The sequence below is a fragment of the Bradyrhizobium sp. Rc3b genome, assembly GCF_900114915.1.
GTDB lineage: Bacteria > Pseudomonadota > Alphaproteobacteria > Rhizobiales > Xanthobacteraceae > Bradyrhizobium.
Genome location: NZ_FOUS01000021.1, coordinates 87,084 through 99,025, shown reverse-complemented (window position 1 = coordinate 99,025; position 11,942 = coordinate 87,084). Strand labels below are relative to the sequence as shown.

Genomic DNA, 11,942 nt, shown 5'->3' with positions numbered 1-11,942 from the left:
CAAAGTCATCACTTCGGGAGATGACAGTCCATGGATAGCACCGACCTGAATTTCTTTTCTGCCGTCGCCATGGCGGGGGGTATTGGCCGCGCCGCCAACGACCTTCACACGGTGCAGTCCAACGTGACACAGCGCATTCGAGCGCTCGAGATTCAACTCGGCGTTCAACTTTTTCATCGATCAAAGAAGGGCGTAACACTTACGTCGATGGGAAGCAGATTGCTTCCCTACGCCAATCGGATCAGTGAACTATTGGCGGAGGCGCACCGCGCAGTGAAGGACGATGCATCTCCTAGTGGCGAGCTGCGCATCGGGTCTATGGAGACAACGGCCGCCCTTCGTTTGCCACCTCTACTCACCCGCTATGCGATCGCCTATCCCGACGTCGACGTTCAGATCGAAACAGGGCCGACGGGAGCGCTCGTAGACGCCGTGCTAGCGCGGAAGCTCGACGGGGCTTTCGTCTCAGCGCCTGTCATGCACGGTGAACTGTTCTGCCAGCCAATCGTTGAGGAGGAGCTTGTCCTGATCACACCGCCGATGGTGACCTCGCCGCAACATCTCCTCAACTTCCTTGCCTCAGGAAGCGGCCGTAAGGTTCTCGTATTCCGCGCTGGCTGCTCCTACAGGCAGCGCCTATCGGAGTATCTCGCGCATAATGGATTCGTTGACTTGCGCTGGATGGAGATGGGAACGCTCGACGGCATCATAGGGTGCGTGGCCGCCTCGGTTGGCGTTTCGCTGATTCCGCGCGTTGTGGCGGCGTCCGCCGAACAGCAGGGTTTGATCCAAATACATCCGCTGCCGAATGGAAGTGGCAAAGCGACAACGGTCTTCGTTCATCGGAGGGACACGTTCGTATCCTCCGCCCTACGGGCGTTTATGGAGTATGCGGGATCGGAAGCATCTCCGGCAAATGTCGCTGAATCAGCCGCTGACGCGCCTGCGGTTATCCGCCTCGAAAGATGACTTGGCGGCTTTCACGGAAGCCGTAATGAATTGATGGACCTCCTGAACTCGACGCGTGTCGTGCGTATCGGGGTGAGAGGTCAACCAATAGCTTCGAACAAAGCGGACGTCGGTCAATAAACGCCTCAGTTCGGGATAGCGACGGGCGGCGTAGTCGTGCAGGATGCCGATGCCATGCCCGCTTCGCACGGCTTCCATTTGCGCAACAACGCTACCACATTCGTAGCGGCGAGACATCAACCGCCCCAGGACTGCTGCGTAATCCAAAGCGCGGCTGTAGACGAAATCCTCGACTTGCGTGACAAATAATCGGCCGGCTAGATCGGCTTGACTGACGATAGGTCCTTCCCGCTCGAGATAACTCTCTGCGGCATAGACGCTGAGTGTGTAGTCGGTCAGCTTTGAGAGTATCAGACGTCCCTGCTTCGGCCGATCGAGCGTGATAGCGATGTCCGCCTCCCTTCGCGACAATGAAAACGTCCGCGGCAGGGGCACGAGTTGAATAACAAGCCCAGGCTGTCGCGCCGCCAACGACCCTAGATGATCCGCCAAAAAGTAGTTCCCCAGACCATCGGGCGCGCCCACACGCACCGTGCCGGTGATTGCTTCAGTCGCACCGCCAATGCTTGATCCAACTTTGAGAAACTCACTCTCTGCGCGCTCGGCCGCGGCGACCAACGCTTCGCCTGCCGCCGTCAGCGTGCATCCTGAGGTATGCCGTTCGAGCAACTTGGCATCCAGACTGCGTTCCAATGCCGTGAGCTGGCGGGCGACCGTGGCATGATTCAACCGCAGATGCCTGGAAGCGCTCAGAATTTGGCCTGCGCGCGCGACCTCCAGGAATATCCGAACCCGCTCCCAATCCATTCGACTACACTTTCTGCACAACGGAGCCGCGAATTCGGCCGTTGATACGCATTTTTATGCGCTCCATACCATCCGCGATCAAGCTTCATGTCGGAGGAGAGGAGCCCCATGTCTGCGACGATTCTGAATTTCATCAACGGCGAACTGGTGCCAAGCCGAGGTAGCCGCACATCCCCGGTCTACAATCCCGCGACCGGCGAGCAATCGGGAGCGCTCGGATTGGCAACGACACAGGAGGTCCGATCGGCCGTCGCGGCAGCGAGGAAGGCCTTTCCCGCCTGGGCAAACACGACTCCCCTCCGCCGCGCTCGCATCCTTAACCGCTTCCTGCGGATCCTCGAAGATCGGATCGACGAACTCGCGGAGGTGATCACGGCTGAGCACGGAAAGGTGCTCTCCGATGCCAAGGGTGAAATCCAGCGCGGCATGGAAGTCGTCGAGTTCGCGACCGCTGCTCCGCAGCTTCTCAAGGGCGAGATTACAGAGAACGTCGGTACCCGGGTTGACAGCCACTCGCTGCGTCAGCCGCTTGGCGTTGTAGCAGGAATCACGCCTTTCAACTTCCCGGCGATGGTGCCGATGTGGATGTTCCCGGTTGCCCTCGCCTGCGGTAATACATTCATCCTGAAGCCGTCCGAGCGCGACCCGTCCGCATCACTCGTCCTCGCGCGGTGGCTCAAAGAAGCCGGATTGCCCGACGGCGTATTCAACGTCGTTCACGGCGACAAGGAGGCCGTCGATGCTATCCTGACCGATCCCGACATCGTAGCTGTCAGCTTCGTCGGTTCGACTCCGATCGCCCAATATATCTATGAGACTGCCACGCGCCACGGCAAGCGATGCCAGGCTCTCGGAGGTGCGAAGAACCACATGATTGTCATGCCCGATGCCGACATGGATCAGGCGGTCGACGCGTTGATGGGTGCGGCTTATGGCTCCGCCGGCGAACGTTGCATGGCGATTTCCGTGGCGGTGCCGATCGGCGAGACGACTGCTGACCGGCTGATCGAGAAGTTGGCGCCCAAGGTTCGGGCCCTCAACATCGGCCCGGGCACCGATCCCGAGGCCGAGATGGGTCCGTTGGTGACGAAGCAGCATCTCGACAAAGTCCGCAGCTACATCGATGCTGGCGTCGGTGAAGGCGCCAAGCTGATCGTCGACGGACGCGACTTCCGGCGCCAGGGCTACGAGAAAGGATATTTCCTCGGCGGTACGCTGTTCGACGGCGTAACGACCGACATGAAGATCTACCGTGAGGAGATTTTTGGTCCAGTGCTCGCTGTCGCGCGCGCCAAATCGTACGATGAGGCCGCCGATATGATCAACAAGCACGAGTTCGGCAACGGTACGGCCATCTTCACCCGGGATGGCGATGCGGCCCGGGAATTCGCTCATCAGATCCAGGTTGGCATGATCGGCATCAATGTCCCAATTCCCGTTCCGATGGCGTTCCACTCCTTCGGTGGCTGGAAGGCGTCCCTGTTCGGCGATCACCACATGCACGGACCCGAGGGCGTTCGCTTCTACACCAAGCTGAAGACGATCACGACGCGCTGGCCGACGGGCATTCGCGCCGGCGCCGAATTCGTGATGCCGACGATGAGCTGATAGGCGTGAGCAGAGGGTCGTGGACGCACACGACCCTCTGCATCGGGCGATTGCAGACTGATGTCTCGATTCAAGCTCGGTTGTTTCTCACCGCCTCCAAGCCCCCATCGACAAGGAGCTTCATCGCTCGTTCGAAATTGATCAGTTCGCAACCAAGCGCTCAAATTCGCTGCCGACCGGCTCCAGCGTCTCTCGGCGCCTGGCCTGCCCCGGCCGGTCCACCAGGTCCTGCCCTTCGATCTCGACGAAAACCGCCGGATCGCGCTGTGACCTGTCGACAGTGAGCGAGAACACGTCGAATCGATTGTAATAACCAACGACGTCATGAAATTGCTTCGGCTCGACGCAACGAGCAATGTCGATGTCGGCATAAGCGATGCCTTCGCTCTCGGAAAGCACCTCGCTGATGACCTGTCCCGTTGGATCAAGAATCATCGAGACAGCATGCGGCGTCCCTTCAACCAGATCTAGCATCGCCGGATTTGCCTGGGCGAGTGCGTCCCTCATTCCGACGTCGACGCAGGCTGACGAAACGATGTTGAAGCACTTGGCTTCGAATGAATGAGCACCAGCCCGTATTTCGATGGCCTTGCGCAGGTCATAGCCACCCTTCTCTTTGGACGGGCGGGTCGGCCAGATCGGCGGATAAGTTGAAATGTGCACTTGCTCACCCTGAGCCATGAGCGAATAGCGCGCCAGTGGATTGGTGTTTTCGCCACAAATCAGCATTCCAACGCGCCCTACCTTCGTCTCGGCTACCCGCAATCCTCGTGCGTCTCCAGCTGCCCAGACCAGCTTCTCATAAAACGTTGGAACGAGCTTGCGATGATGATTGAGGATCGATCCGTCTTCGCCGACCAGGAGATTGGAATTCCAGATGCAGCCCAGGCTAGCGACGGTCCCTTCAGTGAAGCCCACAGAGACCACGACCCCGTGGCGCTTGGCAGCCATTCGGATCCTCGTCAATTCCGGGCTGTCGAGCAGGAGCGCCTGCGCCGACAAGGCTCTGAAGAAATCGTGGGACATGATGGGCGCCTGCAACGCTGCCCAGACGGGGAAACCAGGAATGAAGGATTCCGGGAAAGCAACCAGAGAGGCGCCGTTACGCGCCGCCTCCGCGATGAGGTCACACGCCTTTTCAGCTGTCTTAGCGGCATCGAGGAAGACTGAAGATGTGTGGCATGCGGCGGCCTTGAAGCGCGGCAAAGTCGAAACCATAGACTACCCTCCCGGTGTTGGCCGCCAGAGGTTAGTCCCTCATGAGATGCACGCGAATATGAAAATCTGCACGCCTTGTTGCACGTCTTCAAAGCACCGAGATCGGGACACGATAGATAGCGTTGCGCCGTCCGGTCACTGGTTGAAGTTCACCCGATCGGGATCTGGCTCGCGACAATAACCCGGTGCAGCCCTCCGGCACGAACAAGTCGTACACGAACTTGCTCCAGGACCATTCAGCTGCGCGCTCCAGACGACATTCCTGCCAAGTGGCCCCTTCATCAGCGCTCAGCTCGACCGCCATCAGATTCGCGTCGCCCCAAGCCCAGCCCCACACTTGCACCAGTCCGCCGCGATTGAGCTGGCTATCCGGTTTTGGCCAGACGATGATCGACTGGGGGGCAATTCCCCAAACTGGCCGGCTAGATCCGTCAGCCTCAAGATCGTTGTACCATCTCGTCGTGAAAACACTGGGCGCTCGTTCGGAGCGAAGCTCGATCTTACGCAGCCACTTGACGCTGTTCGTGCCGTAGTACCCTGGAACGACAAGGCGCAATGGAAATCCATTTTCCGCGATCAGCTCGGCGCCGTTCATCTCGTACGCCACCAGAACATCGCTCCCTACCCTGGACAGAGGCAGGTCTTTTAAATAGTGACCGCACTCGATGCCACCGAATTCACCTGAGTCTGCTCCGTGCGACCAGACAAAGCGCGCGGTCTCATCGACTCCTGCCATCCCAAGTAGGTCACCCAAGCGGACCCCAGCCCACGATACATTGCAGACCCGCCTTGTCGGCTTGTCGGGTGCGAGCGGACTTCCTGCGCATTGGTGCACCGAAACGAATTGGCGCTTTGGAAGGCTCTTGAGCTCGCGAAGTGATAGAACCAGACCTGTCTTGACCAGGCCACCAATTTCGAGCTTCCAATCTTCAACAGCTTGAGCGTCTAGGACCCCGAGATGGCACAGGACGATGCAGGCCCGGGTGGGCGTGATACGGTCCGTCAGCTCATGGGGTTCAGATGGAATTCGGCCGAAAAAGCCGCGGGTCTTGTATGTGAATTCGTCTGACATAGCAGCGCTCCAGAGCCGCGAGCCTAATCTGGCTTTAGGGAAACGCTCGAGCAAAAATCGGCAAATGGGCTTGCGGAAATTCCGTCACTCGAACTCGTTCAAGAAGGCCTTGTCTACCTTGAATATCTCATGAAGGAAACGCAGCAAGGTGCGGACTCGTCCCATGTATTCGATATCTTCGTGCACGGAGACAAACAATGACCTCGTGACGACCACGTCCTTCATGATGCGCACGAGACGAGGGTCCTTCTTCGCCGAGAAGAACGGCAAAAGGCCGACACCACGCCCGGCGCCGATTGCATTCTGCTGAGCGGCCATACTTGTCGAGCGGAATACGACGTTCTCCGGTACCAGCACATCATGCAGCCACTGCACCGGCTGGATCGCGACGAGATCGTCGACGTAGTCGATAAAATCGTGACGCTTCAGCTCCTCTTTCGAAGCAGGCGCGCCCCTGCTCACGATGTATTTCGATGACGCGAATAGCCCGAGCTTGAACTCTCCCGCGTTCTTAACCGATAGCTTAGGACCGACGAGCGGCACGAAGCTAACGCAGACGTCCGCTTCGCGTTTGGTAAGGTTGATCAGGTGCCTTTCGGTGACCAGCTCGACCAACACGCCGGGATGCTTCTCATTGAACTGAACCAGTTTCTCGGCCAGGTAGAATGCGGCGATACCCTCCATGCTGGTGAGCCGGACCCGGCCCGTGGGTTCGGTTGGTGCACTTCGAAAATCTTCCGAGACAACCAGGGCGGCTGCTTCGATTTTCTCGGCGGCCTGATAGAGCTTGTGGCCGTCCTCTGTCAGAACGAAACCATCCGGCTTTCTATCGAATATTTTGATCGCAAGATCTCGCTCAAGCTCCGATATCCGCCGACTGACTGTCGTATGATCGACTTTGAGCCGCCGAGCGGCTGGCATCAAACGGCCTTGCCTTGCGAGTTCTAGAAAGAACTTCAGATCGTTCCAGTCGAACATTCGCTCCGCTCTGCCCTCCAAGACTCCAGCGAATTTCGCATTAGTTTCAAGAGATTGCCAGCGTCCTCAGGACGCTATGGACCCTTAGCTTCCCGAGGGCTCGCAAGTCGCGTTGGAGGTTTTATTGGGAATATCAGCCACTTAGGTTCTGAAAGCCGCTTTCTGACTATCCCTTTTTGCGCTGAGTAGTCCCGGCGCCCGCCGGACCGGAAGAACCCAACAGGATCCTTCGTTGCATCTCCCGGAATGTGCCGTCGGCATCTATCTCAGCCGTGGCAAAGGATACGGCGATCGCTACCCCAAACGAAACCGGCATGGCGACAATCGCCGGGTTCTTCAACGGGACGAACCACCAGGCGCCGGCAATGTCCGCCAATGCTTTTCCCAGAACGTCGACCTGGATCGTGGGCGAGAGGCATATCAGAACAATCGAACCTATAGTACCGACGAGAATACTCGCGACCGCTCCCTGTGTGGTGAAACGCTTCCAGCTGATTGCGAGTACCAGCGAAGGAAAGTTGGCCGCGCAGGCTACGGAGAACGCTAGTCCTGCCATAAAGGCAACATTCTGTCCCTCGAACAGGATTCCCAAGACTACAGCGACGACCGCAATGATGATCGTGGCGGCGCGCGCAACCTTCAACTGCTCAGACTCTGTCGCCTTTCCGGCTCTTATGACATTGGTCCAGAGATCATGGCAGAGGGTGGCGACCCCCGACAGGGTCAATCCGGCGACGACTGCAAGCATGGTCGCGAAAGCCACAGCGCAAATGAAGCCGAAGAATGCGTTTCCTCCAACCGCTTGAGCCAGCAAGGGCGCAGCCATGTTGCCACCGCCTCCGGCTTTGAGTACCGCCTGTGGTCCGACGATCACCATGGCGCCAAAGCCGATGACGAAGACCATGAGATGAAATGCTCCGATTAGGCCGGTGGCGTAGAGAATGGAGAGCCGCGCGGCCTTGACGTCCCTGACCGTGTAGACACGCATGAGGATGTGCGGCATGGCGGCCGTGCCGAACATAAGACCAAGCCCCAGCGATATAGCGTCCCATTGACCGGTAACGACCCGCGAGCCCGGCTGAAGCACATTGTCTCCATACCGCTCAGCTGCGGCTGCGAATAGCCTCAGCGGATTCATCTGGAATTGCGCAAGGACAAGGATCGTCAGGATTGCTCCTCCTGCCATCAGGAGCGCCGCTTTGACGACCTGAACCCAGGTGGTAGCGAGCATGCCACCAAAGAGCACGTAGATCAGCATGGCCGTCCCGACAATGATGACTGACCACGAATATGGAATGCCGAAAAGCAGCTTTATGAGCGCTCCCGTCGCAACCATTTGCGCGATGAGATAGAACGAAATGACGGCCAGAGTTCCGATCGCAGCGGCAGAACGGACCGGCTTTTGCGACAGCCGATACGCCACCACGTCGGCAAAGGTGAACTTTCCGACATTTCGAAGCGGCTCAACGATGAGAAAGAGAATGATCGGCCAACCCACGAGCCACCCGATCGAATACACCATGCCATCAAAGCCGTTTGACGTAACAATACCGGCGATGCCTAAAAGCGCCGCCGCAGAAAGAAAGTCTCCGGCGAGAGCCCAACCATTTTGCCACGCGGTGATCTCGCCACCTGCCGCAAAGAACGTCTCCGTTGTCTTGGTCCGCTTGGCCGCCCAATAGGTTATAACGAGCGTCAAGGCCATGAACGCGAAGAAGAACGCGATGGAGATGTTGCTGGACTGTGCCTGCATCACGCTTGCCCCAGCATAGACTTCACGTTCCGGTCAAATATGTTATTCGCCCAATACACGTAGACGAGGCAGAGCAAGAACGAGCTGATGATGACCAATGGCCCGAGCAAGATGCAAAGCGACAGGCCTGTGGCGAGCATTCTGCCGAGGACAGGTTTGGCAAACGCGAACAGGCCCATGAAGCCGAAATAGATGGCGATCATCGCGATGCTCAGCGACGCTGCCACCGTCAATCTCGACCGCGCCAGTGCGACCATCTCTACTTCCAGTGTCTTTGACGATGTCTTCACCTGCTCCTCCTGAACTGTTTGTGACAATTTCGAGAGACTTTGCATCGTTGCCCACTGAGAATTTACGAGAGAAGACTTGCGCATTTCTCGCCCTGTCCCCGCTCGATGGTTGAAGCGGTCCGCGATCACACGATTCGAACATCTAGCTCGCAAATTGCGGAAACGGCTCTTTCTTGTACAAGAATTCGAGGATCTCTTTTCGGTACTTGATACCTTCGAAGTCGGTCGTCAGCTTTAGCCGGTCGCGTGGTCGGGGCGTCTCTACTTTCCAGATCCGACCGATACGAGCAGCCGGTCCGTTGGAAAGTGCGACAATTCTGTCGCTGAGAAAGATGGCTTCGTCGATGTCGTGGGTGACCATCACGACGGTCGTCTTCGTCGTCTCGACGATTCGCACGAGTTCGTCCTGAAGGCTTGATCTCGTCAATGCATCGAGCGCACCGAAGGGCTCGTCCAATAAGAGCACCTTCGGCTGAACGGCGAACGCCCGCGCGATACCCACGCGCTGCTTCATGCCCCCAGAGATTTCAAAGGGGTATTTGCCTATCGCGTGCTCCAGGTGCACGAGCTTTAGCGCCTGTTCGGCCCTATCCATCAGCTCGGACCTGGGCGCTCCTCGAAACGCCTGCTTTACGGCAAGATGAACGTTTTCAACGCACGTCATCCAGGGGAGCAAGGCATGGCTCTGAAAGACCATTGCCCTCTCCGGCCCGGGACCAGTAACGACCGCACTAGCGCAGCGGATTGTACCTGAAGTGGGCATCAAAAGTCCGGCTACGATGTTGAGCAGCGTACTCTTGCCACAGCCTGAGTGGCCTATTAGGCAGACGAACTCGCTATGTTCGATTGCGAGCGATATCCGGTCGAGCGCGATCAGCTGCTTGCCGGAGCGGTCAACAAACGACATCGAAACGTCGTTGATATCTAGATCGGCCATCGTGCTATTCCCGGAAGCTGAGGCGTTCGCCAATTCGTTTAAGAATGACGTCGAGGGCGAGACCGATCGCACCGACCAGAACAATGGCAACGATCATGCTGGCGATCTGCAAGTTATTCCATTCGTTCCAAATGAAATATCCGATCCCGCTTTGCGCGCCGACCATTTCCGCGGCCACGATGACGAACCACGCTATGCCGATGGAAATACGCATTCCGGACAAGATCATGGGCACGCTGGCAGGAAAGACGACCCGCGTCACGTGCTCGAGTTTAGGCACCCCGAACACACGCGACACGTTCAGCCACTCCGCACGCACCGACGCCGTTCCGGTCGCAGTGCTAATCAACATCGGCCATACGGCGCAGATGAAGATAATGAAAATAGTCGAGATTGTGCTGTCGCGAAACGTGTAAAGAGCAAGTGGCATCCACGCGAGCGGTGATACCGGCCTAAGAACCTGAATGAATGGATCGAGGGCTTGATAGCATGCGGGCCACAGTCCAAGGATGAAGCCCAGCGGAACGGCAACGGCTAAAGCCAACGTGAAGCCAAGGGCCACTCGCGCCATGGAATAGACCAAGTGCCAGGCGATCCCTAGATTGTTGGGGTTATCATTGTCCAAGGCGTGCGCGATCAGCTCATAGCCCCGTAGTGCAACGGCCCACGGGGAAGGGATCGCGCTGGCTTGCTGCCCCGATGCACTCTGGCCAGCAAGCCGCGCATACTCCGCGTCGGCAGCGCTGATAGGCCCGGACGGCGTGGTCGTGAGCCATGCCCAGATGCAGATGAACCCTACAAAAATCGCAATAGAGGCCACCCAGGGCTGCTGCAGGCGATTCAACATCCGCGTCAGCCGGACTTCTTGACGGAAGCCAAGTATTCCTGCGGCTTGTTAGAATCGAAGTCCTTCCCGAGGATCTTCTCGCTGCCGAACCCGACGACCGGGGCAGGCGCCCCCTGCTCGCGCATGATGCGCGCAGCGTCCGTGGCGAGCATCACCTTTTCAGCGAGCACCTTGTAGTCGACATCCTCCTTCAGCATGTTCCAACGCCTGAGCTGCGTCATCAGCCAGACGGCGGCTGAATATTGAGGGAATGGCTGATAATCGACCCGGCGGGCATCCTTCTTGATGCTTCCGAGGCCATCAGCATAGGTGCCGCCCAGGACCTGATCGATAACGATTTCAGGAGCATTGAGATATTGCGGCTCCGACAGCACTTTCGCCATGCCGACGCGATTCTCCGGCTTTGAAACGTGAAGACTTGCGGCAATGATGGCGCGGTAGAAGGCCATAAACGTGTTCGGGTTTTGCTGGATCCAACTCTCGGATGCAGTGACTGAGCAGCACGGGTGGCCGTCCCATATCTCCTTTGAAATGAGGTGGATGAACCCGGCTCCCTCGTAAACCGCCCGCTGGCCACCGGGCTCACCACCGAAAAAGCCATCGATGCTCCCGACGCGAAGGCTTGCGACGTACTCGGTGGGCGGCACGATCCGGTATTTGACGTCCTGGTCCGGATCGAGGCCAGCCGCAGCCAGATAATTCCGAAGCTGCAGCGTCTGGTGGCTCTGCTCGAACGGAACGGCGAACGTAAAGCCCTTCCAGTTCTTCGGATCGCGGTTGTTCCTGTGCTTGTTGGCGAGGACGAGAGAGTTTCCATTTTGATTCAGGATGGTGAGCACTTTGATCGACTGGATATTGCCCCCGAGTCCTGCCGTCATCGTGAGGGGCACTGGCATGACCTGCTGCGAGACGTCCAGCTCCCCATTGAGCATCTTGTCCCGAATCAAAGCTATTCCGGCGATCTTCTGCAGGCTGACCTCGAGGCCCTCGCTGCTATAGCTTCCAAGCTTCTCACCGTAGATCAGCGGAACCGCACAGGTAATCGGCAAAAAGCCGACAGCAAGCTTCGCCTTCTCGAGGGGCTTGCGCTCTCCGGCAATCGCCTTCAGCGTCTCGATCGGGAGAATGCTCGATAGCGCCCCGATGATCGCACTTGCTCCGACCTGACGCAGCACTTCACGTCGCAAGATCGGCTGCGGGAACAGACCATGCAGCAGCGCCTGCTCGACTTGGTCCGACAAGGCAGCCTGGAAGCTCGGCTGGGTTGGTCCGTGATCGCAACAACTGCAACACTTGCCGCCGAAGCCATGATGATCCGATGCGTTAGTCATCTGCCCTGCCCCCGTTCCAGCATCCGGTTCGAAAATTGGCGCCCGGCGCCGCTTCGACGGAGCTTGGCGCAA

General features: G+C 58.1%; 11 protein-coding genes. 2 read left to right on the top strand and 9 right to left on the bottom strand.

Going from position 1 to position 11,942, the window contains the following annotated elements; translation table 11 throughout:
• Nucleotides 1-30: 30 nt before the first annotated feature.
• Nucleotides 31-969, top strand: coding sequence for a LysR family transcriptional regulator (locus tag BM190_RS35370; protein WP_092262132.1), 939 nt, complete (start codon nucleotides 31-33; stop codon nucleotides 967-969).
• Here the strand turns inward: BM190_RS35370 and BM190_RS35365 are convergent.
• The gene (locus tag BM190_RS35365) at nucleotides 928-1,836 is read right to left on the bottom strand and encodes a LysR family transcriptional regulator (protein WP_092262131.1); all 909 of its coding nucleotides are present in this window, start codon (nucleotides 1,834-1,836) and stop codon (nucleotides 928-930) included. The two genes, BM190_RS35370 and BM190_RS35365, sit on opposite strands and share 42 nt — an antisense overlap.
• A 108-nt stretch (nucleotides 1,837-1,944) precedes the next feature.
• Here BM190_RS35365 and BM190_RS35360 point away from each other — a divergent pair, with 108 nt between their 5' ends.
• Complete coding sequence (locus BM190_RS35360; protein WP_092262171.1) at nucleotides 1,945-3,444, top strand: CoA-acylating methylmalonate-semialdehyde dehydrogenase; 1,500 nt, start codon at nucleotides 1,945-1,947, stop codon at nucleotides 3,442-3,444.
• 141 nt (nucleotides 3,445-3,585) lie between these two features.
• On the opposite strand, the gene BM190_RS35355 is transcribed toward BM190_RS35360, so the two are convergent.
• The 8 genes from BM190_RS35355 to BM190_RS35320 all read right to left on the bottom strand — a co-directional run bounded on the left by BM190_RS35355 (nucleotide 3,586) and on the right by BM190_RS35320 (nucleotide 11,870).
• Entirely contained in the window at nucleotides 3,586-4,662 is a 1,077-nt protein-coding gene (locus tag BM190_RS35355; RefSeq protein WP_092262130.1) for a carbon-nitrogen hydrolase family protein, read from the bottom strand.
• 88 nt (nucleotides 4,663-4,750) lie between these two features.
• Nucleotides 4,751-5,734 carry a molybdopterin-dependent oxidoreductase gene (locus tag BM190_RS35350; protein WP_092262129.1) on the bottom strand — a complete coding sequence of 328 codons (984 nt, stop codon included), beginning with the start codon at nucleotides 5,732-5,734 and terminating at the stop codon, nucleotides 4,751-4,753.
• Nucleotides 5,735-5,818: 84 nt separating this feature from the next.
• Nucleotides 5,819-6,712 carry a LysR family transcriptional regulator gene (locus BM190_RS35345; protein WP_092262128.1) on the bottom strand — a complete coding sequence of 298 codons (894 nt, stop codon included), beginning with the start codon at nucleotides 6,710-6,712 and terminating at the stop codon, nucleotides 5,819-5,821.
• Between the two features lie 166 nt (nucleotides 6,713-6,878).
• Entirely contained in the window at nucleotides 6,879-8,465 is a 1,587-nt protein-coding gene (locus BM190_RS35340) for a solute symporter family protein (RefSeq protein WP_092262127.1), read from the bottom strand.
• A complete protein-coding gene (locus tag BM190_RS35335) occupies nucleotides 8,465-8,722 on the bottom strand; it encodes a DUF485 domain-containing protein (protein ID WP_092262170.1) in 258 nt (85 codons plus the stop codon). The genes BM190_RS35340 and BM190_RS35335 overlap by 1 nt, the downstream gene beginning before the upstream one ends.
• Before the next feature lie 175 nt (nucleotides 8,723-8,897).
• Complete coding sequence (locus BM190_RS35330) at nucleotides 8,898-9,692, bottom strand: ABC transporter ATP-binding protein (protein ID WP_092262126.1); 795 nt, start codon at nucleotides 9,690-9,692, stop codon at nucleotides 8,898-8,900.
• A gap of 4 nt (nucleotides 9,693-9,696) precedes the next feature.
• On the bottom strand, nucleotides 9,697-10,539 hold the full coding sequence (locus BM190_RS35325; RefSeq protein WP_092262125.1) for an ABC transporter permease: 843 nt from the start codon (nucleotides 10,537-10,539) through the stop codon (nucleotides 9,697-9,699).
• 5 nt (nucleotides 10,540-10,544) lie between these two features.
• Nucleotides 10,545-11,870 carry a CmpA/NrtA family ABC transporter substrate-binding protein gene (locus tag BM190_RS35320; protein WP_092262124.1) on the bottom strand — a complete coding sequence of 442 codons (1,326 nt, stop codon included), beginning with the start codon at nucleotides 11,868-11,870 and terminating at the stop codon, nucleotides 10,545-10,547.
• Nucleotides 11,871-11,942: the final 72 nt, after the last annotated feature.

Bases quoted from the DNA above. Each gene is read 5' to 3' on its own strand.
- BM190_RS35370 (WP_092262132.1), top strand. From the start codon at position 31: ATGGATAGCACCGACCTGAATTTCTTTTCTGCCGTCGCCATGGCGGGG.
- BM190_RS35365 (WP_092262131.1), bottom strand. From the start codon at position 1,836: ATGGATTGGGAGCGGGTTCGGATATTCCTGGAGGTCGCGCGCGCAGGC.
- BM190_RS35360 (WP_092262171.1), top strand. From the start codon at position 1,945: ATGTCTGCGACGATTCTGAATTTCATCAACGGCGAACTGGTGCCAAGC.
- BM190_RS35355 (WP_092262130.1), bottom strand. From the start codon at position 4,662: ATGGTTTCGACTTTGCCGCGCTTCAAGGCCGCCGCATGCCACACATCT.
- BM190_RS35350 (WP_092262129.1), bottom strand. From the start codon at position 5,734: ATGTCAGACGAATTCACATACAAGACCCGCGGCTTTTTCGGCCGAATT.
- BM190_RS35345 (WP_092262128.1), bottom strand. From the start codon at position 6,712: ATGTTCGACTGGAACGATCTGAAGTTCTTTCTAGAACTCGCAAGGCAA.
- BM190_RS35340 (WP_092262127.1), bottom strand. From the start codon at position 8,465: ATGCAGGCACAGTCCAGCAACATCTCCATCGCGTTCTTCTTCGCGTTC.
- BM190_RS35335 (WP_092262170.1), bottom strand. From the start codon at position 8,722: ATGGTCGCACTGGCGCGGTCGAGATTGACGGTGGCAGCGTCGCTGAGC.
- BM190_RS35330 (WP_092262126.1), bottom strand. From the start codon at position 9,692: ATGGCCGATCTAGATATCAACGACGTTTCGATGTCGTTTGTTGACCGC.
- BM190_RS35325 (WP_092262125.1), bottom strand. From the start codon at position 10,539: ATGTTGAATCGCCTGCAGCAGCCCTGGGTGGCCTCTATTGCGATTTTT.
- BM190_RS35320 (WP_092262124.1), bottom strand. From the start codon at position 11,870: ATGACTAACGCATCGGATCATCATGGCTTCGGCGGCAAGTGTTGCAGT.